We start from the raw sequence: 22,449 nt of genomic DNA on the forward strand, positions 1-22,449 counted from the left end.
GACGAAGCCTAGCCGCCCAGCCCCAGCCGCTTGGCGATCTCCAGCGTTGCCGCGCTCTGGTTCATGGTGTAGAAGTGCAGGCCCGGCGCGCCGCCGCGGCGCAGCTGTTCGCACAGCGCGGTCACCACGTCGAGGCCGAAGGACTTGATCGAAGCCACGTCGTCGCCGAAGCCCTGCAGCCGCAGCCGGATCCAGCGCGGAATCTCGGCGCCGCAGGCATCGCTGAAACGCATGAGCTGCGTCGAGCTGCCAATCGGCATGATGCCCGGCACGACGGGAATGTCGGCGCCGGCCGCACGCGCCTCCTCGACGAAACGGAAGTAGGCGTCGGCGCTGTAGAAATACTGGGTGATCGCCGAATCCGCGCCGGCCTGGACCTTGGCCACATAGGCCTGGAGATCGGCCTCGGGCGAGCGCGCCTGCGGATGCACCTCGGGGTAACACGCGACCTCGAGCCGGAAGGCGTCGCCGGTCTCTGCACGGATGAAGGCGACGAGGTCGCTCGCATACTGGAATTCACCGCCGGCGCCATAACCGCTCGGCAGGTCGCCGCGCAGGGCCACGAGCTGCTTCACGCCCATGGCGCGCAGGGTTTCGAGTTGCGCCCGCACCGTGGCACGCGTCGCACCGATGCACGAGAAATGGCTGGCGGCGGGCACCCCTTCGGCCAGGATTTCGGCCACCGTGGCGAAGGTACCCTCCTGCGTGGAGCCGCCGGCGCCGAAGGTCACCGAGCAGAACTCGGGCTTCAGCGCATACAGGGCCTGGCGCTGGCCGCGCAGCTTGACCATGCCTTCGGCCGTCTTCGGCGGGAAGAACTCCAGGCTCAGGGGGAAAGATGGGTCCTGAACAGGCATCAGGCACTCCTTGCAAAAATGAAGAACTCACGGTTGCCGTCGCCGCCGGCCACGGGGCTGTCGAACCAGTCGAGCACTTCGAGTTCGAGTTCGGCGCAGCAGGTGCGCAGCCGTTCTTCGACGATCGCGTACATGGCCTCGTCGCGCACGATGCCGCCCTTGCCGACCTGGCCGGGCTGCAACTCGAACTGCGGTTTGACCAACATGAGTAAATGACCGGCGGGCTTGAGCAGGGGCACCAGGGCCGGCAGGATCAGCGTGAGCGAGATGAAGGACACGTCACCCGTGACCACGTCGAACTCGGGCGTGGTGTCGACGTCGTCGAAGCCCGCCTTGCGGCGTAGCTCCGCGTCGGCCAGTTCCTCGGCGGACGCGGCCTCGGTGGCGCGCGCATTCACCTTGCCGGACGCCTGGGCCAGATGGGCGTCGACTTCGGCATCATCCGCATCTTCGCTGTCGTCGTAGTCGGTCACCTCGCCGCCGCCGCGCATCCAGCTGTACGGGGCCTCGGGCTCGGGGTCGTCCACGGCGGGCGGCTCCCAGTGTTCGGACAACACGTGTTCGCACGCTTCTTCCAGCGACTCGGGTGTGAGCGACCGCGCGTTGAGCCCTTCCACGCAGAGCACGCGCGGGTCCTCGCGCAGCTTCTGGTGCAGCTGGCCGTGGCCCACGTCCACGCCGATGACCTGGGCCGCACCGGCCTGCAGCAGGCAGTCGGTGAAGCCGCCGGTGGACTGGCCGACGTCGAGCACGCGCAGGCCGGCCACGGCCAGGGCCGTGTGTTTCAGCGCCGCCTCCAGTTTGAGGCCGCCGCGCGAGACGTAGCGCGCCTCGGCATCGTCGAGCAGCTCGATCTTCGCCTCGACCGGGATGTCGTCCTTGTTCTTGCCCACGGTGCGCCAGTTGGCGCCGTCGAACCAGCGCATGCCGCCTGCGATCAGGCGCACGGCCTGCGAGCGCGAGGCGGCCAGGCCGCGCTCAACCAGCAATTGATCCGCACGCATCAGTAGCGATACGTCTCAGCTTTGTACGGGCCGTTCTTGTTCACGCCGATGTAGGCCGCCTGCTCGTCCGTGAGTTCGGTCAGCATCGCGCCGACCTTCTTCAGGTGCAGCCGCGCGACCTTTTCGTCCAGGTGCTTGGGCAGTACGTAGACCTTGCCGGGTTCGTAGGCTTCCTTCTTGGTGAACAGTTCGATCTGCGCGATCGTCTGGTTGGCGAAGCTGGCCGACATCACGAAGCTCGGATGGCCGGTGCCGCAGCCGAGGTTCACCAGACGGCCCTTGGCCAGCAGGATGATCTTCTTGCCATCGGGGAACTTGACATGGTCGACCTGCGGCTTGATCTCTTCCCACTCGTACTTCTCGAGCGAAGCGACCTCGATCTCGTTGTCGAAGTGGCCGATGTTGCAGACGATGGCCTGGTCCTTCATGCGCGACATGTGGTCGTGCGTGATGACACTCTTGTTGCCGGTGGTGGTGACGAAGATGTCGGCGTGTTCGCAGGCGTAGTCCATGGTCACCACGCGGTAGCCTTCCATCGCGGCCTGCAGGGCGTTGATCGGGTCGATCTCGGTCACCCACACCTGGGCGCTCAATGCGCGCAGCGCCTGGGCCGAACCCTTGCCCACGTCGCCATAGCCGGCCACGCAGGCAACCTTGCCGGCGATCATCACGTCGGTGGCGCGCTTGATGCCGTCCACCAGCGACTCGCGGCAGCCGTACAGGTTGTCGAACTTGCTCTTGGTCACCGAATCGTTCACGTTGATGGCGCGGAACAGCAGCGTGCCCTTGGCGCTCATCTCGTTGAGGCGGTGCACGCCGGTGGTGGTTTCCTCGGTCACGCCGATGATCTCGGCCGACTTGCGGGTGTACCAGGTCGGGTCCACGGCCAGTTTGGCCTTGATCGCGGCGAACAGCAGGGTTTCCTCTTCGCTGGTCGGGTTGGCGACGACCGAGATGTCCTTTTCGGCGCGCTGGCCCAGGTGCATCAGCAACGTGGCGTCGCCGCCGTCGTCGAGGATCATGTTCGGGCCTTCGCCAGGGGTTCCCTTGGCGCCGAAGTCGAAGATCGAATGCGTGTAGTCCCAGTAGTCCTTCAGCGACTCGCCCTTGATGGCGAACACCGGTGTGCCTGCGGCGGCGATGGCCGCGGCGGCATGGTCCTGCGTCGAGAAGATGTTGCACGAAGCCCAGCGCACCTGGGCGCCGAGGGCTTGCAGGGTTTCGATCAGCACGGCGGTCTGGATCGTCATGTGCAGCGAGCCGGTGATGCGTGCGCCTTTCAAGGGCTGGGCCGCGGCGAATTCCTCGCGGATGGCCATCAGGCCGGGCATCTCGGTTTCGGCGATGCGGATTTCGCGCTGGCCCCAGGCGGCCAGGGACAGGTCGGCGATGGCCTGGTCGGCCGTGGAAATGGGTTTGAGGACTGCGTTCATGGTGGCTCCAAAACAGGTTGGTACAGCCACTGCCAGCGCATGGGACGAGCGTAATGTGGTTGGCTCACCTCACGCGCGGGCAGTGGGTGAGCGCCGTTATCACTTGATGGACGGTTTTCCGAGCCTCACACCGTGACCCGATGTCTCAACGGGCCAGGGGCTGCAGCGCTCCTCGGAATCGGGTGATTATACAAACCACCCGAAGGTCGGCGCGTCACAACCCCCGCTGGATGATGATCCTCTGGATGTCCGAAGTCCCCTCGTAGATCTGGCAGACCCGCACGTCGCGGTAGATCCGCTCGACAGGAAAGTCGCTCACGATGCCGTAGCCGCCGAGCGTCTGGATCGCCGCGCTGCACACGCGCTCGGCCATCTCGCTGGCGAACAGCTTGGCCATGGCCGCCTCCTGCAGGCAGGGCCGGCCGGCATCACGCAGGGCGGCGGCGTGCCAGACGAGCTGGCGTGCGGCCTCGATTTGCGTGACGCATTCGGCCAGGCGGAACCCCACGGCCTGGTGGTTGAAGATCGGCTGGCCGAAGCTTTGCCGGTCCTTCGCATAGGCCAGCGCCACCTCGAAGGCGCTGCGGGCCATGCCGATGCTTTGCGCGGCGATGCCGATGCGCCCGCCCTCCAAGGCGCCGAGCGCGATGCGGTAGCCCTCGCCCTCCTGGCCGATCAGATTCTCCACCGGGATGCGGCAGTCGTCGAAATTGATCTGCGCCGTGTCGCTGCTGTGCTGTCCGAGCTTGTCTTCGAGCCGCGCCACGTGGTAGCCGGGCGTGCTGGTCGGCACGATGAAGGCGCTCATGCCCTTCTTGCCCGCGGCCCTGTCGGTCACGGCAATGACGATGGCCACCTGGCCATTCTTGCCACTGGTGATGAACTGCTTCACGCCGTTGAGCACATAGGCGTCGCCGTCGCGCACGGCGGTGGTGCGCAGCGCCGAGGCATCGCTGCCGACCTGCGGCTCGGTGAGGCAGAACGCGCCGAGCATGCGGCCCTGGGCCAGCGGCACCAGCCACTTCTGCTTCTGCGCGGTGTTGCCGTAGAGCAGCAGGATGGCGTTGACCGGGCAGTTGGTCACGCTGATGGCGGTGCTGGTGCCGCCATCGCCAGCGGCGATTTCCTCGAGCACCAGCGCCAGACTCAAGTAGTCCAGGCCGGCGCCGCCGAACTCCTCCGGCACGCAGATGCCATAGGCGCCGAGTTCGGCCAGTCCCTCATGCTCGGCCTTGGGGAAATGATGTTGCTTGTCCCAGCGGCCGGCGTTGGGCCAGAGCTGCTCCTGCGCGAACACGCGCACGGCATCGCGGATCATTTCCTGGTCGGGGGTCAGCAGCATGGTGGGCTTCTCGATTGACGTTGACGTAAACGTCAATTATGACCGCCACCCAAGACAGTCTGTACCGGGACTTACCAACCCTCGTAGCGTCGGCCGTCGTGGTGCAGGAACCGGCCGCGCTCCCCGGGCGTGGCCGCGGCCAGCGTGCGGCGCATGGCCGATACGCTGGCGGCCACCGTCAGCGGCGCGCCCGGGCCGCCCATGTCGGTCTGCACCCAGCCCGGGCACAGGGCGATCAGTGTGGCGCGCGGATAGTCCTGCTGGGCCGAGGCGACCGCCATGTTCAGCGCCGCCTTGCTCACGCGGTAGGTCCAGGCGTTGCTGGCGGCCACGCCGGCGATCTGCCCCATGCCGCTGGTGATGAACGCGAAGACGCCCGCCGCTTCTTCCACCAGCGGCGCCACCTGCGGCAACGCCTGCATCGCGCCCAGCACGTTGGTGTGCATCACGCGGTCGAAGTCCTCGCGCGTGGGAGGCGCGGTGGCGTCGCCTTCGGAAAACAGGCCGGCCACGTAGACCGCCGTGTGGATTTTTTCGCCGTCGAGTTGCCAGGCCAGGCCGCTGACACTGGTCGGCTCGGCCACGTCGAGCCGCAAGGCCTCGGCACCGAGCGCCTTGAGCCGCGCGAGGCCGTCGGCGCCGCGCGCGGTGGCGATCACGCGGTCGCCGGCGTCGAGATACTGGCGCACGAATTCGAGGCCGATGCCGCGCGAAGCGCCCAGGATGAGGATGTTGGCCATGGCGATGTCCGGAAGAAAAACCGCATGCTAGCGCCAGCTAGGCCGCGGCCGCGGCCTCCGGCGTCATGATGGCCTCGCACAGCCGTTCCGTGGCCGCCGAGGTGCCGCCTTCCAGCGTGGCCAGTGCCAGCGTCAGGCAGCCGTGCACGCCCGTGCCCGACAGCGGCACGAAGCGCACCTGTTCGGATTGGAAATGCCGGATCACGCCCGGCATCAACGCCACGCCCACGCCGCTGCCGACCAGACCGACCATGGTGAACGCCTGGGTGGCTTCCTGTACCACGCGCGGCACGAAGCCCGCGGCGCGGCAGGCGTCGAACAACGTGCCGCGCAGCCGCGGCACCTGCGTGCGGGAGAACATCACGAAGGACTCGTCCGCCAGTTCGGCCAACTCGATGTTCTGCCGCTCGGCCAGGCGGTGGCCGCGCGGCAGCACGGCGATGATGTCGTCCTTCTCCACCTCGATGATGCGAAAGCCGTCCACGTCGTCGGCCGGCAGGCGGATCACGCCCACATCCATGCGCCCCTCGCGCATGGCCTGCAGCAGCGTGATGGTCACGCCCTCGGACACCTCCAGCCGCACGCCCGGATGCCGGGCCATGAAGCCGGGCAGCCGCCGCGGCAGCAGCTGGTAGATCGCCGAACCGACGAAGCCCAGCCGCACCACGCCGAGTTCGCCCAACGCCGCCAGCCGCGCGTTCTGCCGGGCGCGCTCCGCGTGCAACAGGCAGCGGCGCGCCTCGTCCAGCAACTCGGTGCCGGCGGCGGTCAGGCTCACGCCGCGGGTGCCGCGCAGCAGCAAAGGCACGCCCACCGACTCCTCGAGCTTGCGGATCGAGATGGACAGCGCGGGCTGGGCGATGAAGGAGCGCTCGGCCGCTTCGGAGAAGCTGCCGGCCTCCACCACCGCGACGAAATGCTCGAGTTGGCGCAAACCGAAATGCAGTGCCATGCGTGACCTCCAGAAGCAAAGGGGCGCGCGGGCGGCGCGCAGATACATATTTAAAAATTATACATATCCATCAAATTCATATATTTGATTGATACGCCATCGCTTTGTAATCTTCCCCACATGGAAAGCAATCAATCCCCCGACGCAGCACTTCGTGGCGTACGCATCGTCGATCTGACCACGGTCGTCTTCGGCCCATATGCCACCCAGACGCTCGCCGACTACGGCGCCGATGTGATCAAGATCGAGACGCCGGCCGGCGACGGCACCCGCTTCAACGGACCGGCGGCACAGCATGGCATGTCGTCGATGTTCCTCGGCTCCAACCGCAACAAGCGCAGCGTGGTGCTCGACCTGAAACAGCCCGAAGGCCGCCAGGCGCTGCACGCGCTGTGCGACACGGCGGACGTGTTCGTGCACAATATCCGGCCGCAGAAGCTGGCTCGTCTCGGCCTGTCGGCGGCGGCGCTGCGGGCGCGCAATCCTCGCCTGGTATTCGCCGCGCTGCATGGCTTCGGCGAAGGCGGCCCCTATGCGGGCAAGCCGGCCTACGACGACACCATCCAGGCGCTCAGCGGTGCGGCCGACCTGGTCCGCCGGCAGTCGGGCACGCCCGGCTACCTGCCCACCGTGATGGCCGACAAGGTTGCGGCCCAGATGGCTGTGCACGCCATCATGGCCGCGTTGTTCCAGCGCGAGCGCACCGGCCTGGGCCAGGAGGTGGAGGTGCCGATGTTCGAGTCCGTCACCGCCTTTCTGCTGGTCGAGCATTTCTTCGCGCGGCAGTTGCAGGAAGGACCCGCACCGGACCGCGCCACCGAGCAGGAACTGGGCTATCCGCGCTCGCTCGCGGCCTGGCGCCGCCCGTACCGCGCGGCCGACGGTTATGTCTGCATCATGCCCTACACCGACGAGAACTGGCATCGCTTCTTCACCGCGGTCGAGCGGCCGGACCTGCTGGCCGACCCGCGCTTCCTCAGCCACGCCAGCCGTTCGCGCCACGTGGCCGAACTGCTCGCTTGCGTCGGCGACATCGTCACCGGGCGCACCACGGCGGACTGGCTGGCGCTGTGCAAGGCCATGGACATCCCGTGCGCGCGGCTCAACCGGCTGGACGAGCTGGAGGAGGACCCGCATCTGCGCGCCGTCGACTTCTTCCAGTCCTTGCCGCTGGGCGCCGATACGCAGTTGCGCTTCCCCCGTTTCCCGCTGCGACTGAGTGCCAGCCAAGTGGCGCCCGCCGCGCCGCCACGGCTCGGCGAGCACACCGCCGAAGTACTGGCCGGCCTGGGCCTGCCCGACTGCGTGCTCGGCCCGGTGCTGGCCACGGCCATGGCCGCCGCCACGCCACCCGCGGCGCCGGCCCCCGGCGCGGCCACGCCCTGAGCCGGCTGCCGTACGTCCATCTTCACCACAGGAGTGTTCCCCATGTTGTCCCACCAGGTTTGCGCCCACCGCCCCGCGGCCCAGCGCACCCGCCCTACCGGAGACCCGCAATGGCTCTGATCGAAACCACATTGGCCACGAACGCACCGGCCTTCGCCCGCAGCCGCGCCGCGATGCTGGCGCAATTGGCCCGGCTGCGCGAAATCGAACGCACCACCCGCGAGGCCTCCGATGCGGCCGGCCCGCGCTTTCGCAAACGCGGCCAACTGCTGCCCTCCGAGCGCCTGGCGCTGCTGCTGGACCGCGGCCGGCCCTTCCTGCCCCTGAGCACGCTGGCCGGCTACGGCCTGGGCAGCCCGCGTCCGGACGGCCGCGCCATCGCCGGCGGCGGCCTCATCGCCGGCATCGGCTGGGTCTCGGGCGCACGCTGCATGGTGTGCGTGTCGGACTCGGGCATCGACGCGGGCGCGTTCCAGCCGCGTGGGCTCGAAAAGCTGCTGCGCATCCAGGAAATCGCGCTCGAAAACAAGCTGCCCTTCGTCCAACTGGTGGAAAGCGCTGGCGCCAACCTGCTGAACTACCGCGTGGAGAACTTCGTGCTCGGCGGCCAGAAGTTCCGCAACCTGGCCCGGCTGTCCGCGGCGGGGCTGCCGGTGGTGACCGTGACGCACGGCCCCTCGACGGCCGGCGGCGCCTACCAGACCGGCCTGTCCGACTACATCGTGATGGTGCGCGGACGCTCCCGCGCCTTCCTGGCCGGCCCGTCGCTGCTCAAGGCCGCCACCGGCGAGGTCGCGACCGAGGAGGAACTCGGCGGCGCGGAAATGCACGCACGCGTATCCGGACTGGCCGACTACCTGGCCGAAGACGACCGCGATGCGTTGCGCATCGCCCGCGAGATCGTGGGCTCGCTCGACTGGAACCGGCATCAGCGCACCATCAGCCGCGGTGAGATCGTGCCGCCGCGCTACGACGCCGAGGAGCTGCTGGGCGTGATGCCCGAGGATCACCGCCGGCCGGTGGACATGCGCGAGGTCATCGCCCGCATCGTCGACGGCTCGGACTTCCGCGAATTCGGCGCACTCTACGGCGCGGCCACGGTCTGCGGGCACGCACGCATCGAAGGCTTCGCCGTCGGCGTGATCACCAACAACGGCCCGATCGAGCCCGCCGGCGCCGCCAAGGCCACGCACTTCATCCAGGCCTGCTGCCAGTCGGGCACGCCGCTGCTGTACCTGAACAACATCACCGGCTTCATGGTGGGCCGCGCTTTCGAGGAGGGCGGCAGCATCAAACACGGCGCCAAGATGATCCAGGCCATCACCAACGCCACCGTGCCGCAGATCACGCTGTACTGCGGCGCCTCCTTCGGCGCGGGCAACTATGCGATGTGCGGGCGCGGTTTCCTGCCGCGGTTCTGCTTCTCCTGGCCCAACGCCAAGACCGCGGTGATGGGCGCCGAGCAGGCGGCGCAGACCATGGTCAACGTCCAGCGCACGACGCTGCAGCGCAAGCACGGCACCGTCGACGAAGCCCGGCTCGAAGCCCTGGACGCGCAGGTGCGGGCCAACTTCGAGCGGCAGATGGACGTGTTCGCCACCAGCGCGCTGCTGCTGGACGACGGCGTCATCGATCCCCGCGACACCCGCGCGGTGCTCGCGCTCGCCCTGGATGTCTGTGCCGACGCGGCGCAGCGCCAGCCCCATCCCATCCAATTCGGCGTGGCAAGACCGTGAACACTTCATCGACAACCCCCTCGGGCGCACCGGCCGTGCGCTCCATCCGCAACCTGCTGGTGGCCAACCGTGGCGAGATCGCGCTGCGCATCATGCGCACGGCGCGCGCCATGGGCATCCAGACGGTCGCCGTCTACTCGACGGCGGACCGCGACGCGGCGCACGTGGCCTATGCCGACCAGGCCGTGTGCATCGGCGGCGCGGCCCCCTCGGCGTCGTACCTCGACATCAGCGCCCTGCTGCGCGCTGCCGCGGCCACCGGTGCCGATGCCGTGCATCCGGGCTACGGCTTCCTTTCGGAAAACGCGGCCTTCGCCGAGGCCTGCACGCAGGCCGGGCTGGTCTTCGTCGGTCCATCGCCGCGCGCCATCGACGCCATGGGCGACAAGGCGCGGGCCAAGCGCTTCATGCGCGAGGCCGGACTGCCCTGCATCCCGGGCTACGACGGCGACGACCAGAGTGCCGCCACGCTGGCCGCGGAGGCCGAGCGCATCGGCTACCCCGCGCTGGTGAAGGCCACCGCCGGCGGCGGCGGGCGCGGCATGCGGGTGGTCGAGTCGGCGCGCGACTTCGGGCCGGCACTGGAGTCGGCGCGCTCGGAGGCCCGCAATGCCTTCGGCGACGAACGCATGCTGATCGAACGCGTGGTGCGCGAGCCGCGCCACATTGAGATCCAGGTGCTGGTCGACCGTTACGGCCAGGGCGTGCATTTCGGCGAACGCGACTGCTCGGTCCAGCGCCGCCACCAGAAGGTCATCGAGGAAGCGCCGGCACCGGGCCTGCCCGCCGGGCTGCGCGATCGGCTCGGCGAGGCCGCCGTGTCCGCGGCGGTCAAGCTGGGCTACGAAGGCGTGGGCACCTTCGAGTTCCTGGTCGAGGGTGGCGAACGGTTCTACTTCATGGAGATGAACACCCGGCTGCAGGTGGAGCATCCGGTGACCGAGGCCATCGCCGGGGTCGACCTGGTGGCCTGGCAGCTGCGGGTGGCCATGGGCGAGCCCCTGGGCATCACCCAGGCCGACATCGGCTTCACGGGCCACGCCATCGAGGTGCGCCTGTGCGCGGAAGACGAGACACGCGGCTTCATGCCGCAGAGCGGCCGCATCGACCTGTTCCGCGCGCCGGCCGGCATCCGCGTGGAGCATGCCGTGGCCTCGGGCATGGAGATCCCGCCCTACTACGACTCGATGTTCGCCAAGCTGATCGCGCACGGCCGCGACCGCGAGGAAGCCCGGCGCAAGCTGGTCAAGGCCCTGGCCGAGACCGTCGTGTTCGGCGTGAAGACCAACCGGCAATCGCTGGTCCGCTTCCTGGAGCATCCCGACTTCGCCGCCGGTGGCGTCGACACCGGTTTCCTGCAGCGCCACCAGGCGGCGCTCGCGGTGCCAGCCGCCCCACCGCTGGCGCTGGCGCTGGCCGCGCTGGTGCTGTGCCAGGCCGGTGCCGCTAACCCAAGCCGCGCCGCGCCGTCGACCCTGCTGCTGCGTGACGACGCCGGCGCCACCCACGAGGTGCGCGTATCGGGCGGCGAACACGGCAGCTTCCAGGTGGTGAGCGGCGAGCACGAGCACACGCTGGCGCTGCGCTTGCGCGAAGCGCCGCAGGCCGTCTTCACCTATGCGGGCGTGGACCGTCCACTGCTGTGGCAGGTGGTGGAGGGCCGCGTGCACGTGCAGTGGGCCGGACTGGCCGCGTCCTTCACCGACGTCACCCACGCCCCCGCCGCACCCGCCGGCGATGCGGCCGCGGACGGCCGCGTGCGTGCGCTGTCCAACGGGCGCGTCGCCTCGGTCCTGGTGGCACCGGGTGCGGTGGTCGAGGCCGGCGCACCCCTGCTCACCGTGGAGGCCATGAAGATGGAACACATGCACGTGGCCGCCGCCAATGGCGTGGTGCGCGCGGTGCTGGTGGCCGTGGGCGACTCCGTGGCGACGGGGCGCGTGCTGGTCGAAATGGAGCCGGCGCCCTGAGCGGCCCGGCATCGGCCGATTTTTCCGAAGGACCCAAGATGAACGAACTACTGACCGAGGACCGCGCCGACGGCGTGCGCATCCTCACACTCAACCGGCCTGCCAAGCACAACGCGCTGAACACGGCGCTGACCCGCGCATTGCTGGAGGCCTTGCATAGCGCGAACCACGACGGCGAATGCCGCGCCATCGTGCTGGCGGGCGCGGGCCGCAGCTTCTGCGCCGGTGCCGACACCAGCGAATTCAGCGCGCTCGCGGCCGACGACCCCCAGCTCGCACTGGACCGCGCCGACCTGACGACCCGGCTGCATGCAGCGTTCACGGCCATCGACAAGCCGGTGGTGGCCGCGGTGCAGGGCAATGCCCTCGGCGGCGGCGCCGGCCTGGCGCTGGCCTGCGACCTGATGGTGGCGGCCGAGAACATGCGCCTGGGTTATCCGGAACTGCGCCACGGCATCGTGGCTGCGGTGGTGATGGCCAACCTGGTGCGCCAGCTCGGGCGCAAGCAGGCGTTCGCGCTGCTCGCCACCGAGCGCACGCTGCAGGGAACGGAGGCCGCGCGCCTCGGGCTGGCGTTGGAAGCCGTGCCCGCGGAGCAGGTCGTGGAGGCCGCCGTCGTTGTGGCGTCCGGCATGGCCGCCTGGTCGCCGCTGGCGATGGCCACCACCAAACGGCTCTTCTACCGCGTCTGCGACCTGCCGCTGGCCGAGGCGCTGCAGGCCGGCCGCGACACCAACATGCTCATGCGCAGCTTTCGCAAGGCGCAGCCCGCCACGCACTGAAAGGACCGCCATGTCGAACCCCATCCATGCGGACGCCGCCACGGGCGCCGCCCCGCGCCCGCGCGACGTCGTACTCTGTGAATGCTTCGCGCGGGACGGCCTGCAGCACGAACCGGCCTTCATCCCGACACCGCAAAAGGCCGCGCTGATCGACCGCTTCGCCGCCATCGGTTTCGAGCGGGTGGAGGCCACCTCCTATTCGAACCCGAGCCTGGTGCCGCAGTTCCAGGACGCCAGCGCGCTGCTGCAGCAACTGCCTCGGCGCGCCGGCGCCTATTACAAGGCCACCTGCGCCAACCCGCGCGCCGTGGAGCGCGCCACGGCCGACCGCCAGCTCGGCTTCGGCGCCAACGAGATCAGCTTCCTCGTCTCGGCCTCGGAATCGCATTCGCAACGCAACCTCAAGCGCAGCCGTGCGGCGCAGTGGGACAACGTACGCCAGATGCGCGAACTCGCCGGCGACGGCTTTCGCATCGTCGGCACCGTCTCGGTGGCCTTCGGCTGCCCCTTCGAGGGCCGTGTCGATCCGCAGCAGGTCGTGCGGGACGTGGAGGCCTTTGCCCGCCTGGGCGTGACCATGGTGGCACTCGGCGACACCACCGGCATGGCGACACCGCGCGCCATCCATGCGCTGGTCGGCCAGATCGCCGCCGAGGTGCCGGGGGTGACGCTGGTGGCGCACTTCCACGACTCGCGCGGCACCGGCCTGGTCAATTGCCTGGCGGCCTACGAGGCCGGCGTGCGCCACTTCGATGCGGCCTTCGGCGGCGTGGGCGGCCACCCGGCCACCATCACCTACGGCGGAGGCTACACCGGCAACGTCTGCACCGAAGACCTGGTCAACCTGTTCGAGGCCCAGGGTGTGCGCACCGGCATCGACCTGGACAGCCTGCTGGAGACCGCCGAGCTCTGCGAGAAGGCGCTGAACCGCCCCTTGCTCGGCCATGTCACGCGCACCGGCCTGAGCCCACTCATCGGACACGCCAGCGCGCCCGAGACGGTGCGCTGAGCCCCTTCTTCCATCTCTTCAGAAAGACGCCATGGGCACCACCACCGCCGTTCTCCTGTCCACCCTCGGCCGCAAGGCGCCCCGCGCGGCGGCCCGCTGGAACGTCGCCGATGTCGAGGCACTGTTCGCGCTGCCGTTCATGGAACTGCTGCGGCGCGCCCAGCAGGTCCACCACGAGCATTTCGATGCCAACGAAGTGCAGCTGTCGACGCTGCTGTCGATCAAGACCGGCGGCTGCGAGGAGGATTGCGGCTATTGCCCGCAGTCCGCGCACCATCCCACGGGGTTGAAGGCCGGCAAGCTGATGGCGCTGCCCGAGGTGGTGGCGGCCGCGCAGGCGGCCAAGGACAGCGGCGCCACGCGGTTCTGCATGGGCGCGGCCTGGCGCAGTCCGAAGGCGCGCGACATGGAGAAGGTGGCCGAGATGGTGCGCGAGGTGCGGGGCCTGGGCCTGGAGACCTGCGTGACGCTGGGCATGCTTGACGCGCAACAGGCCCGCAGCCTGAAGGAGGCGGGTCTCGACTACTACAACCACAACCTGGACAGCGCGCCCGATTTCTACGGCAACATCATCGGCACGCGCACCTACCTGGAGCGGCTGGACACGCTGGAGCACGTGCGCGATGCCGGCCTGAACGTGTGCTGCGGCGGCATCGTCGGCATGGGCGAAAGCCGCGCGCAGCGCGCGGCCCTGGTCGCCCAGCTGGCCAACCTCACGCCCTGGCCCGAGTCGGTGCCGATCAACAACCTGGTGCCCGTGCCCGGCACGCCGCTGGCCGACGCCGCGCCGATCGATCCCTTCGAGTTCGTGCGCACCATCGCCGTCGCGCGCATCACCATGCCGACGGCCATGGTGCGCCTGTCGGCGGGGCGCGAGCAGATGGACGACGCGCTGCAGGCCCTGTGCTTCGCCGCCGGCGCCAATTCGATCTTCTACGGCGACAAGCTGCTGACCACGGACAACCCCCAGGCCGAACGCGACCGGGCCTTGTTCGCCCGGCTGGGGCTGAAGGCACGGGCGGCGCAATGAAAGCCCCGCCGAGGCCGGCGTCCCGCACGCTGGGCCGCCTCCTGGTCGACGATGCGTTCCGCGCCGACCCCTACGCCACCTACACCGAGCTGCGCGAGGCCGGTCCGCTGCACTGGAGCGAAGAGTTCTTCGGCGGCGCATGGCTGCTCACGCGGCACGCCGACGTGGACATGGTACTGCGCGACACGGTGCGGTTCTCCGCACAGCGCACCGGCGGATGGGTGATGCAAAGCCCGGCGGCGCGCACGGAACTGCGGGACTTCCAGGCCCTCTTCGCGCGGGCGCTGCTGTTCCTCGATGCACCGGACCACGGCCGTATCCGCGGCGTGCTCAACGCAGGCTTTCGCGCCGACCAGCTGCTCGCGCGCGCACCGGCCATCGCCCAACGCGTGGACGCCCTGCTCGATGCCGTGGATGCCGGCGCGGGTTTCGATTTCATCGACGCCGTGGCCCGCCCACTGCCGGTCGAAGTGATGGCGATGCTGATGGGCATCCCGTCCACCGACCTGCTCGACTTCACGGACTGGTCGGAGGATCTCGCCACGTTCATCGGTGCCCCGGCGCCATCGCTGGCACAGGCGCGCAGCGCACGCACCAGCTTGCTGGAGATGAGCGCCTACTTCCGTCGCGTCGTGGCCGAGCGCCGTCACGCGGAGGGCGACGACCTGCCCAGCCAGCTGCTGCGTGCGCAAGCCAGCGGCGCCATCCACGGCGGCGCGGAACTGCTGTCGCAGTGCGCGATGCTGCTGTTCGCCGGGCATGAGACCACGCGCAATCTGCTGGGCAACGGCCTGCGCGCGCTGCTCGCCGACGGCGCCGCCTGGCGGCGGCTGCGCGAGGAGCCCGGCCTGCTCCCGGGCGCCGTGCGCGAACTGCTGCGCTTCGACAGCCCGGTGCAATACACCGGCCGCCGTGTGGCCGCCGACCTGATGCTGCACGGCCAGCCCTTGCGCCGGGGCGAACTGGTCATCGCGCTCATCGGCTCGGCCAACCGCGATCCGGCGCGGTACGCGAGCCCCGATCGGCTGGACCTGGCGCGCCGAGGCGGCGGCCTGCTGTCGTTCGGCGCCGGCCCCCACGTGTGCATCGGTGCCGGCCTGGCGCTCATGGAGGCCGAGATCGTGTTCGACCGGCTGTTGCGGCGGTATCCCGACCTGGAACTTGCCGAAGGTGCTGCGCGCTGGAACGGCAACGCGGTGTACCGCGGCCTGGACGCGTTGCCGGTGCGCTGCAGCGCGCCCCCGGTGACCACCGGTCCTCACCCCGCCACGCCCGCGGCCCAGGCGCCCGCACGCCGGTCGGTGCCCGGCGCCGATCCAGAGGGCGCCAACGCGGGGTGGCAGCGGCGCAGCCTGCGCAGCGTCTGGCACCCCTGCACCCAGATGCAACGCGCAGCGGCCCTGCCCCCGCTGCCGATCGCGCGTGGTGAGGGCCCGTGGCTGTTCGACCACGAACGCCGGCGCTACTTCGATGCCACCAGTTCCTGGTGGGTCAACCTGTTCGGCCACGCCGACGCGCGCATCAACGCGGCGCTGAAGGATCAGCTCGACCGCCTGCCGCATGTGATGCTGGCCGGGTGCACGCATGCGCCGGCCGTGGAGCTCGCCGAGCGCCTCTCGGCACTGACCGGCGGCGTGCTCGGCCACTGCTTCTTCGCCAGCGATGGAGCCTCGGCGGTGGAGATCGCGCTGAAGATGAGCTTTCACCACTGGCGCAAGCGCGGGCATCCCGAAAAGCGCGAATTCGTCTGCCTGCGCCGCGGCTACCACGGGGAGACGCTGGGCGCGCTGGCCGTCACCGATGTGCCGGTGTTCCGCGACGCCTACGATCCGCTGCTGATGCGGGTGCACCAGGTCATGTCGCCCGATGCGCGGCAGGCGCAGCCGGGCGAGTCGGCCGCCGGCGTGGCCAACCGCGCCGCCGCCGAACTGGAGGCCCTCTTCGCGTCGCGCCACGCGCACATCGCGGCGCTGATCGTCGAACCGCTGGTGCAATGCGCCTCGGGCATGGCCATGCACGACACGGCCTACCTGCGGCGGGTACGCACCTTGTGCGACCGCTACGGCGTGAGCCTCATCGCCGACGAGATCGCCGTCGGCTGTGGCCGCACCGGCAGCTTCTTCGCCTGCGAGCAGGCCGGTATCTGGCCCGACTTCCTGTGTCTGTCCAAGGGCATCAGTGGCGGCGTGTTGCCGCTGTCGCTGGTGATGACGCGCGACACGGTGTACGCGGCCTTCCTGGCCGAGGACGTGGCACACGGCTTCCTGCATTCCCACTCGTACACCGGCAACGCCATGGCCTGCCGCGCGGCGCTGGCGGTGCTCGACCGCTTCGTGGAGGACGACGTGCTGCGGCGCAATGCGCACCGCGCCGCGGCCCTGAGCGCAGCGCTGGCACCGTTGCGCGCGGACCCGCGGGTCCGCCATTTCCGCCAGCACGGAATGATCTGGGCTTTCGACGTGCGCGCGGACTGGGCAGGCGAACGCTTCGCCGAACGCTTCCACCACGCCGGGCGCGAACGCGAACTGCTGATCCGCCCGATCGGGCACACCGTCTACCTGATGCCGCCCTATCTGCTCGACGACACGCTGGCGCAGTGGCTGGCGGGGCGGGTGATGCAGACCCTCGATGCCGTGGCCCACAAGGAGAACACCCATGCTGATCCAACACCTGAGCCGGCGACTGCGTGAGCTGGACACCCAGAGCCTGCGCCGGCAGCGGCGCATCGCGCAATCACCCTGCGCGCCCCACCGGCAGACGGGCGCCGCGCATGCGCCGGCCCGTCCCATGCTGTCCTTCTGCAGCAACGACTATCTCGGCTTGGCCAATCACCCGGCGCTGGTCGACGCGCTGGCCGAAGGCGCGCGCCGCTTCGGCGCGGGCAGCGGCGCCTCGCACCTGGTCAGCGGCCACTCGCTCGCGCATGAGCAGATGGAAGAAGCGCTGGCCGGCTGGCTGTCGCCCCACATCCCCGGGGCCCGCACGCTGAGCTTCGCCACCGGCTACCTGGCCAATCTGGCGCTGCTCACCGCGCTGGGCGACGGCCAGGCCTCGATCTTCGCGGACAAGCTCAACCACGCTTCGCTGATCGATGGAGCCCTGCTCGCCAAGGCGTCGCTGCAGCGCTACCCGCATGGCCGGCTCGACCTTTTGGCAGGCCAGCTGGCGCAGTGCCGCACGCCGATCAAGCTGATCGTGACGGACGCGGTGTTCAGCATGGATGGCGACCTGGCCGACCTGCCGGAACTGCTGGCGCTGGCCGAGGCGCACGATGCCTGGCTGGTGGTCGACGATGCCCACGGTTTCGGTGTGCTGGGCGAACACGGCGGCGGCAGCCTGGCGCATTTCGGCCTGCGCAGCGAACGCCTGGTCTACATGGGCACGCTCGGCAAGGCCGCGGGCCTGGCTGGCGCCTTCGTGGCGGCGCATCCGGTGGTGATCGACTGGCTGGTGCAGGCCGCTCGCCCCTACATCTACACCACGGCGGCGATGCCGGCGATCGCACATGCGGTGTGTACCAGCCTGCAGCTGATCGCCGGCCCCGAAGGCGACGCCCGGCGTGCCCGGCTGCGGCGCTGGACCGCGATCCTGCGCGCGGAGTTGGGCGCGCTGACGCGGGAGACGCCGCGGCTGGGATGGCGCCTGGCGGCGTCGGACACGCCGATCCAGCCATTGGTGGTCGGCAGCAACAACATGGCGCTGGCACTGGCGGCCTCTCTGGAGCGGCAGGGCCTGTGGGTGCCTGCGATCCGGCCACCCACCGTGCCCGCGAACACCGCCCGCTTGCGCATCACGCTCAGCGCCGCGCACGCTGAAGAGGACGTGCGGGCCCTGACCAGCGGTCTGGCGCTGGCCGCAGGGAGACCGTCGTGAACGGCTGCGCGCGCGAACGCGGCCGGGCGGACGCCCTGCGCGGGTGTTTCGTCACCGGCACCGATACCGACGTGGGCAAGACACGCGTCAGCGCGGCTTTGCTGCACTGGCTGGCCACGCAGGGCTGGCGCGGCGCCGGCTACAAGCCGGTGGCCGCAGGCATGGAATGGCTGGACGGCACCTGGATCAACCCAGACGTGCGCGCCCTGCGCCACGCCAGCGGCGTGCCGTTGACCGATGCCGAGGTCGGCCCGTGCCAGTTCGCGGCGGCCTGCGCGCCGCACATCGCGGCGGCGCTGGAAGGCCGGCGCATCGCGCGCGCCGCGCTACTGGCCGGCGCCCACCGGCTGGCCGCCCGTGCCGACCGGCTGGTGATCGAAGGCGCTGGCGGCTTCCGCGTGCCGCTGGGCGAGGATTTCGACGGTGGCGATCTCGCTGCGGACCTGGGCCTGCCGGTCGTGCTGGTGGTCGGCCTTCGGCTGGGTTGCCTCAACCATGCGCTGCTGAGCGCCGAGGCGGTGGCCGCGCGCGGCCTGCGACTGGCCGGCTGGATCGGGAACACCATCGACCCCGCCATGCCGCACGCTGGCGACAACCTCGGCTTCCTGTTCGAGGCGATGGAGCGCCACGGCGCGCCATGCCTGGGCGTGGTGCCCCGGCTCGACAGCGCAGCGCCCGCCGATCTGCTCGTCTGGCTGGATGAGCCGGCACTGCGGACAGTGTTCGAGATGGCAGCTTCGCCGCTGCCCGCCATGCCCGAAACAAGGGTTTCTACTCCCCCTGAAATTTACAATCAATCATGATTGAATGTTAATATAACTGTCATTATGAAGACCCATCATCTCCACCCCGCTCCGCCGGCCGCGCCGGCGGTTGCCGGCCCTCCGCTGCTCACGGTCAGGGACGTCTGCGTGCGCTTCGGCAGCATCGTGGCCCTGGACGGCGTGTCGTTCGACGTGCACGCCGGCCACGTGACCGGGCTGATCGGCCCCAATGGCGCCGGCAAGACCACGCTCTTCAACTGCCTGTCGCGCCTGTACGCCTGGCAGTCGGGCGACATCAGCTTCAACGGGCAGTCGCTGCGCTCGGTGCCCACCCACCGCATCGCCGGCCTGGGCATCGCACGCACCTTCCAGAACCTCGCGCTGTTCGATTCCATGACGGTGCTGGAGAACGTGAAGATCGGCGGCCACTGCACGACCTCCAGCGGCTTCGCGGCCAACGCGCTGCGCCTGCCGCACGTGCGCCGGGAGGAACTCGAGCTGACAGAGCGCGCCACCGAGCTCATCGGCTTCCTGGAACTGAACGACGTGATGCACGCACCGGCCGGTCAGTTGCCCTTCGGTACCCGCAAGCGCATCGAACTGGCGCGCGCACTGATGAACAAGCCGCGCCTGCTGCTGCTGGACGAACCGGCCGCGGGGCTGAACCACGAGGAGGTCGACGCACTCGGCCGCGTCATCCTGAACATCCGCCAGGGCCTGGGTGTGACGGTGCTGCTGGTCGAACACCACATGGGACTGGTGATGGGCGTTTCGGACGCGGTGGTCGCGCTCGACTTCGGGCGCCGCCTCGCCGCCGGGACACCGCAGGAGGTGCAACGGCACCCGGATGTGATTGCAGCCTACTTGGGGAGCACGCCATGAGCGACCATCTTTTGACCGTGAAGGGCCTGTCGGCCTTCTATGGACCTTTCCAGGTGCTTCACGACGTGGACTTCCGCCTGCGCAAGGGCGAGATCACCACGCTGCTCGGCGCCAACGGCGCCGGCAAGACCAGCACCCTGCGCGCGCTGTCGCAGATGATCCGCACCGAGGGCAGCATCCAGTTCGAGGGCGAACCGATGGACGGGAGCAGCCCCGAGTCCGTGGCACGCCGGGGCATCGCCCACGTGCCCGACGGCCGCGGCACCTTTGCCGGCCTGTCGGTGGACGAGAACCTGCGCCTGGGCGCCTACATCCGCCGCGACCGCGCGGCGGTGGCCGAGGACATGGAGAAGATGTACGGCTATTTCCCGCGCTTGAAGGAACGCCGGGCGCAACAGGCCGGCACGCTGTCGGGCGGCGAACAGCAGATGCTGGCCATCTCGCGCGCGCTGATGCTGCGGCCCAAGCTGCTGCTGATGGACGAGCCGTCGTTCGGCCTGGCGCCGATGGTGGTTCGCGAGATCTTCGAACTGATCCGCCGCATCAACCGCACGGAGAAGACCACCATCCTGCTGGTCGAGCAGAACGCGGCGCTGACCCTGGAGTTCGCCACCCACGCCTACCTGATGGAGACCGGCCGCATCGTGCTCGCGGGCCGGGCCGAGGACATCAAGCAGGACGACAACGTGCGCAAGGCCTACCTGGGCTACTGAAGCGCACAAGCACCCATTCACCAAAGAGGACAAGATGGAGACTCTCATCCACCAGACCGTCGCCGGCTTCGCCACCGGCGGCATCTATGCCAGCATGGCGCTGGCCCTGGTCATGATCTACCAGGCCACCGGCAACGTCAATTTCTCGCAGGGCGAGATGGCGATGTTCAGCACCTACATCGCCTGGGCGCTGATCCACGCCGGCATCCCCTACTGGGCGGCCTTCGTGCTGACCGTGGCCTTCGCCTTCGTGCTGGGCGCGGGCGTGCAGCACCTGCTGCTGCGCCCCCTTGGCAACGTGCCGGTGCTGTCGATGGTGACCGTGTTCATCGGCCTGCTCGTCATCTTCAACAGCGTCGCGGGCTGGCTCTTCACCTACACCATCAAGTCCTTCCCGAGCCCGTTCCCGGACCGGCCGCCGTTCGGCCAGACCTATGTCTCGTCGCACGAACTGGGCACCGTCGGCGTCACGCTGGCCGTGCTGTTGCTGCTGTTCTGCTTCTTCCGCTTCACTTCGCTGGGCCTGGCCATGCGCGCGGCAGCGCAGAACCCGGTGTCCAGCCGCCTGGTGGGCATCCGGGTCGGCTGGATGCTCGCGCTCGGTTGGGGCCTGGCCTCGGCCATCGGCGCGGTTGCCGGGATGATGGTCGCACCCGTGCTGTACCTGGACCCCAACATGATGTCCGGCGTGCTGCTCTATGCCTTGGCCGCCGCGCTGGTGGGCGGCATCGACAGCCCGCTGGGCGCGGTGATCGGCGGCCTCATCGTGGGCGTGCTGGAGAACCTGGTCGGCACCTACCTGATCGGCACCGAACTCAAGCTCACCGTCGCGCTGCTGCTGATCGTCGGCGTGCTGGTGATCAGGCCGTCCGGCCTGCTGGGAACGCGACACGTGACAAAGGTCTGAGCCATGATGAACCAAGCTACTTCCACCCCCCTCTCATCCGCTGCACCCGCTGCACCCGCTGCGTCCACCGGTCCCGCCCGCGCATGGCCTGCCGGCCGCGTGGCGGGCGCGGCCGGCCTCGCCGCAGTCGTACTGGTCGCGCCGTTTTTCGCCAGCAACTACCTGCTGTTCCAGTGCACCATGGTCATGGTCTATGCGATCGCGCTGCTGGGCCTGAACATCCTGACCGGCTACAACGGCCAGATCTCGATCGGCCATGGTGCGTTCTACGCCATGGGCGCCTACGTGGCCGCGATCCTGATGGACCAGTGGAACGTGTCCTACTGGCTCACGCTGCCCGCCGCAGGCGCCGTGTGCCTGGTGGTCGGCTTCCTGTTCGGCCTGCCGGCGCTGCGGCTGGCCGGGCTCTACCTGGCGCTGGCCACCTATGCCCTGGGCGTCGCGCTGCCGCAGCTGCTGAAGTTCAAGAAGTTCGAGGGCTGGACCGGCGGCGTGCACGGCATCATCCTGACCAAGCCGGACGCGCCGTTCGGCCTGCCGGTCAACGCCGACCAGTGGCTCTATTTCTTCACGCTGGCGATCGCGGCCCTGATGTTCCTGCTGGGCTGGAATCTGCTGCGCGGGCGGATCGGCCGCGCGCTGATGGCGGTGCGCGACCATCCGATCGCGGCCGCCACGATGGGCGTGAACACCTCGCTGTACAAGTCGCTCGCGTTCGGCGTCAGCGCCATGTTCACCGGTGTCGCCGGCGCACTGGGCGCGATCGCGGTGCAGTTCGTGTCGCCGGAGAGCTTCACGATCTTCCTGTCCATCTCGTTCCTGGTCGGGATCGTGGTGGGCGGCGTGGCCACCATCCCCGGCGCCATCCTGGGCGCGGTCTTCATCCAGTTCGTCCCGAACTTCGCCGCTTCCATTTCGGAGGGCGCGCCATGGGCCATCTACGGCGTGGTGCTGATCGGATTCACCTTCCTGGCGCCGCGCGGCCTCGCCGGCGTCCTGCTTCGCGCGCGCCGGCCGGCACAGCCGGCGCGCCACTGACCCGCAACCCGTTACCCAACCAAGAGAGAAA

The 22,449-nt window shown here is 69.4% G+C and carries 19 protein-coding genes, 1 pseudogene and 1 riboswitch; of the genes and pseudogenes, 14 read left to right on the plus strand and 6 right to left on the minus strand.

What is annotated here, in order from left to right; all coding sequences use genetic code 11:
* Positions 1-8: 8 nt before the first annotated feature.
* The 6 genes from metF to RD110_RS23125 form a co-directional block, all read right to left on the minus strand.
* Entirely contained in the window at positions 9-857 is an 849-nt protein-coding gene (gene metF, locus RD110_RS23100) for a methylenetetrahydrofolate reductase [NAD(P)H] (protein ID WP_076202301.1), read from the minus strand.
* The gene (locus RD110_RS23105) at positions 857-1,861 is read right to left on the minus strand and encodes a TlyA family RNA methyltransferase (protein ID WP_076202303.1); all 1,005 of its coding nucleotides are present in this window, start codon (positions 1,859-1,861) and stop codon (positions 857-859) included. Before RD110_RS23105 ends, metF begins: the two co-directional genes overlap by 1 nt.
* Positions 1,861-3,294 carry an adenosylhomocysteinase gene (gene ahcY / locus RD110_RS23110; RefSeq protein ID WP_076202306.1) on the minus strand — a complete coding sequence of 478 codons (1,434 nt, stop codon included), beginning with the start codon at positions 3,292-3,294 and terminating at the stop codon, positions 1,861-1,863. The genes RD110_RS23105 and ahcY overlap by 1 nt, the downstream gene beginning before the upstream one ends.
* An 81-nt stretch (positions 3,295-3,375) precedes the next feature.
* A riboswitch (S-adenosyl-L-homocysteine riboswitch) is annotated at positions 3,376-3,474 on the minus strand.
* A 34-nt stretch (positions 3,475-3,508) separates the two neighbouring features.
* On the minus strand, positions 3,509-4,636 hold the full coding sequence (locus RD110_RS23115) for an acyl-CoA dehydrogenase family protein (RefSeq protein ID WP_076202309.1): 1,128 nt from the start codon (positions 4,634-4,636) through the stop codon (positions 3,509-3,511).
* Positions 4,637-4,707: 71 nt separating this feature from the next.
* Positions 4,708-5,376, minus strand: coding sequence for an SDR family oxidoreductase (locus RD110_RS23120; protein WP_076202311.1), 669 nt, complete (start codon positions 5,374-5,376; stop codon positions 4,708-4,710).
* A 37-nt stretch (positions 5,377-5,413) separates the two neighbouring features.
* A complete protein-coding gene (locus RD110_RS23125) occupies positions 5,414-6,328 on the minus strand; it encodes a LysR family transcriptional regulator (protein ID WP_076202314.1) in 915 nt (304 codons plus the stop codon).
* A gap of 120 nt (positions 6,329-6,448) precedes the next feature.
* On the opposite strand from RD110_RS23125, the gene RD110_RS23130 reads away from it, so the two are divergent.
* From RD110_RS23130 to RD110_RS23195, 14 genes and pseudogenes are all read left to right on the plus strand, one after another.
* A complete protein-coding gene (locus tag RD110_RS23130; protein WP_076202317.1) occupies positions 6,449-7,714 on the plus strand; it encodes a CaiB/BaiF CoA transferase family protein in 1,266 nt (421 codons plus the stop codon).
* A 110-nt stretch (positions 7,715-7,824) separates the two neighbouring features.
* Positions 7,825-9,450, plus strand: a complete 1,626-nt coding sequence (locus RD110_RS23135; protein ID WP_076202319.1) for an acyl-CoA carboxylase subunit beta — start codon at positions 7,825-7,827, stop codon at positions 9,448-9,450.
* Entirely contained in the window at positions 9,447-11,420 is a 1,974-nt protein-coding gene (locus tag RD110_RS23140) for an acetyl/propionyl/methylcrotonyl-CoA carboxylase subunit alpha (protein WP_275425857.1), read from the plus strand. Before RD110_RS23135 ends, RD110_RS23140 begins: the two co-directional genes overlap by 4 nt.
* 38 nt (positions 11,421-11,458) lie before the next feature.
* Positions 11,459-12,202, plus strand: a complete 744-nt coding sequence (locus RD110_RS23145; protein ID WP_076202324.1) for an enoyl-CoA hydratase/isomerase family protein — start codon at positions 11,459-11,461, stop codon at positions 12,200-12,202.
* 10 nt (positions 12,203-12,212) lie between these two features.
* The gene (locus tag RD110_RS23150; protein WP_076202326.1) at positions 12,213-13,211 is read left to right on the plus strand and encodes a hydroxymethylglutaryl-CoA lyase; all 999 of its coding nucleotides are present in this window, start codon (positions 12,213-12,215) and stop codon (positions 13,209-13,211) included.
* A gap of 31 nt (positions 13,212-13,242) precedes the next feature.
* Positions 13,243-14,241 (plus strand): biotin synthase BioB, encoded by a 999-nt coding sequence (bioB, locus tag RD110_RS23155; protein ID WP_076202329.1) that lies wholly within the window; start codon positions 13,243-13,245, stop codon positions 14,239-14,241.
* Positions 14,242-14,726: 485 nt separating this feature from the next.
* Positions 14,727-15,377: pseudogene (locus RD110_RS28705) on the plus strand (cytochrome P450); the annotation flags it as partial.
* Positions 15,378-15,542: 165 nt separating this feature from the next.
* Positions 15,543-16,931 carry an adenosylmethionine--8-amino-7-oxononanoate transaminase gene (bioA, locus tag RD110_RS28270; RefSeq protein WP_076205541.1) on the plus strand — a complete coding sequence of 463 codons (1,389 nt, stop codon included), beginning with the start codon at positions 15,543-15,545 and terminating at the stop codon, positions 16,929-16,931.
* Positions 16,897-18,114, plus strand: coding sequence for an 8-amino-7-oxononanoate synthase (gene bioF / locus RD110_RS23170; protein WP_076205543.1), 1,218 nt, complete (start codon positions 16,897-16,899; stop codon positions 18,112-18,114). The genes bioA and bioF overlap by 35 nt, the downstream gene beginning before the upstream one ends.
* Complete coding sequence (gene bioD, locus RD110_RS23175) at positions 18,111-18,917, plus strand: dethiobiotin synthase (RefSeq protein WP_076202332.1); 807 nt, start codon at positions 18,111-18,113, stop codon at positions 18,915-18,917. Before bioF ends, bioD begins: the two co-directional genes overlap by 4 nt.
* 24 nt (positions 18,918-18,941) lie before the next feature.
* A complete protein-coding gene (locus tag RD110_RS23180; protein WP_076202335.1) occupies positions 18,942-19,760 on the plus strand; it encodes an ABC transporter ATP-binding protein in 819 nt (272 codons plus the stop codon).
* Positions 19,757-20,473 (plus strand): ABC transporter ATP-binding protein, encoded by a 717-nt coding sequence (locus tag RD110_RS23185; protein ID WP_076202338.1) that lies wholly within the window; start codon positions 19,757-19,759, stop codon positions 20,471-20,473. Before RD110_RS23180 ends, RD110_RS23185 begins: the two co-directional genes overlap by 4 nt.
* 34 nt (positions 20,474-20,507) lie before the next feature.
* Positions 20,508-21,380, plus strand: a complete 873-nt coding sequence (locus RD110_RS23190; protein WP_076202340.1) for a branched-chain amino acid ABC transporter permease — start codon at positions 20,508-20,510, stop codon at positions 21,378-21,380.
* A 3-nt stretch (positions 21,381-21,383) separates the two neighbouring features.
* Positions 21,384-22,418: a branched-chain amino acid ABC transporter permease gene (locus tag RD110_RS23195; protein WP_239467106.1), complete on the plus strand. Its 1,035-nt coding sequence runs from the start codon at positions 21,384-21,386 to the stop codon at positions 22,416-22,418.
* Positions 22,419-22,449: the final 31 nt, after the last annotated feature.

The organism is Rhodoferax koreense, from assembly GCF_001955695.1.
Taxonomy (GTDB): domain Bacteria; phylum Pseudomonadota; class Gammaproteobacteria; order Burkholderiales; family Burkholderiaceae_C; genus Rhodoferax_B; species Rhodoferax_B koreensis.

What these genes read in the sequence shown, in the direction of transcription:
- metF (WP_076202301.1), bottom strand. Translation starts at nt 857, where the DNA reads ATGCCTGTTCAGGACCCATCTTTCCCCCTGAGCCTGGAGTTCTTCCCG.
- RD110_RS23105 (WP_076202303.1), bottom strand. Translation starts at nt 1,861, where the DNA reads ATGCGTGCGGATCAATTGCTGGTTGAGCGCGGCCTGGCCGCCTCGCGC.
- ahcY (WP_076202306.1), bottom strand. Translation starts at nt 3,294, where the DNA reads ATGAACGCAGTCCTCAAACCCATTTCCACGGCCGACCAGGCCATCGCC.
- RD110_RS23115 (WP_076202309.1), bottom strand. Translation starts at nt 4,636, where the DNA reads ATGCTGCTGACCCCCGACCAGGAAATGATCCGCGATGCCGTGCGCGTG.
- RD110_RS23120 (WP_076202311.1), bottom strand. Translation starts at nt 5,376, where the DNA reads ATGGCCAACATCCTCATCCTGGGCGCTTCGCGCGGCATCGGCCTCGAA.
- RD110_RS23125 (WP_076202314.1), bottom strand. Translation starts at nt 6,328, where the DNA reads ATGGCACTGCATTTCGGTTTGCGCCAACTCGAGCATTTCGTCGCGGTG.
- RD110_RS23130 (WP_076202317.1), top strand. Translation starts at nt 6,449, where the DNA reads ATGGAAAGCAATCAATCCCCCGACGCAGCACTTCGTGGCGTACGCATC.
- RD110_RS23135 (WP_076202319.1), top strand. Translation starts at nt 7,825, where the DNA reads ATGGCTCTGATCGAAACCACATTGGCCACGAACGCACCGGCCTTCGCC.
- RD110_RS23145 (WP_076202324.1), top strand. Translation starts at nt 11,459, where the DNA reads ATGAACGAACTACTGACCGAGGACCGCGCCGACGGCGTGCGCATCCTC.
- RD110_RS23150 (WP_076202326.1), top strand. Translation starts at nt 12,213, where the DNA reads ATGTCGAACCCCATCCATGCGGACGCCGCCACGGGCGCCGCCCCGCGC.
- bioB (WP_076202329.1), top strand. Translation starts at nt 13,243, where the DNA reads ATGGGCACCACCACCGCCGTTCTCCTGTCCACCCTCGGCCGCAAGGCG.
- bioF (WP_076205543.1), top strand. Translation starts at nt 16,897, where the DNA reads ATGCTGATCCAACACCTGAGCCGGCGACTGCGTGAGCTGGACACCCAG.
- RD110_RS23180 (WP_076202335.1), top strand. Translation starts at nt 18,942, where the DNA reads ATGAAGACCCATCATCTCCACCCCGCTCCGCCGGCCGCGCCGGCGGTT.
- RD110_RS23185 (WP_076202338.1), top strand. Translation starts at nt 19,757, where the DNA reads ATGAGCGACCATCTTTTGACCGTGAAGGGCCTGTCGGCCTTCTATGGA.
- RD110_RS23190 (WP_076202340.1), top strand. Translation starts at nt 20,508, where the DNA reads ATGGAGACTCTCATCCACCAGACCGTCGCCGGCTTCGCCACCGGCGGC.
- RD110_RS23195 (WP_239467106.1), top strand. Translation starts at nt 21,384, where the DNA reads ATGATGAACCAAGCTACTTCCACCCCCCTCTCATCCGCTGCACCCGCT.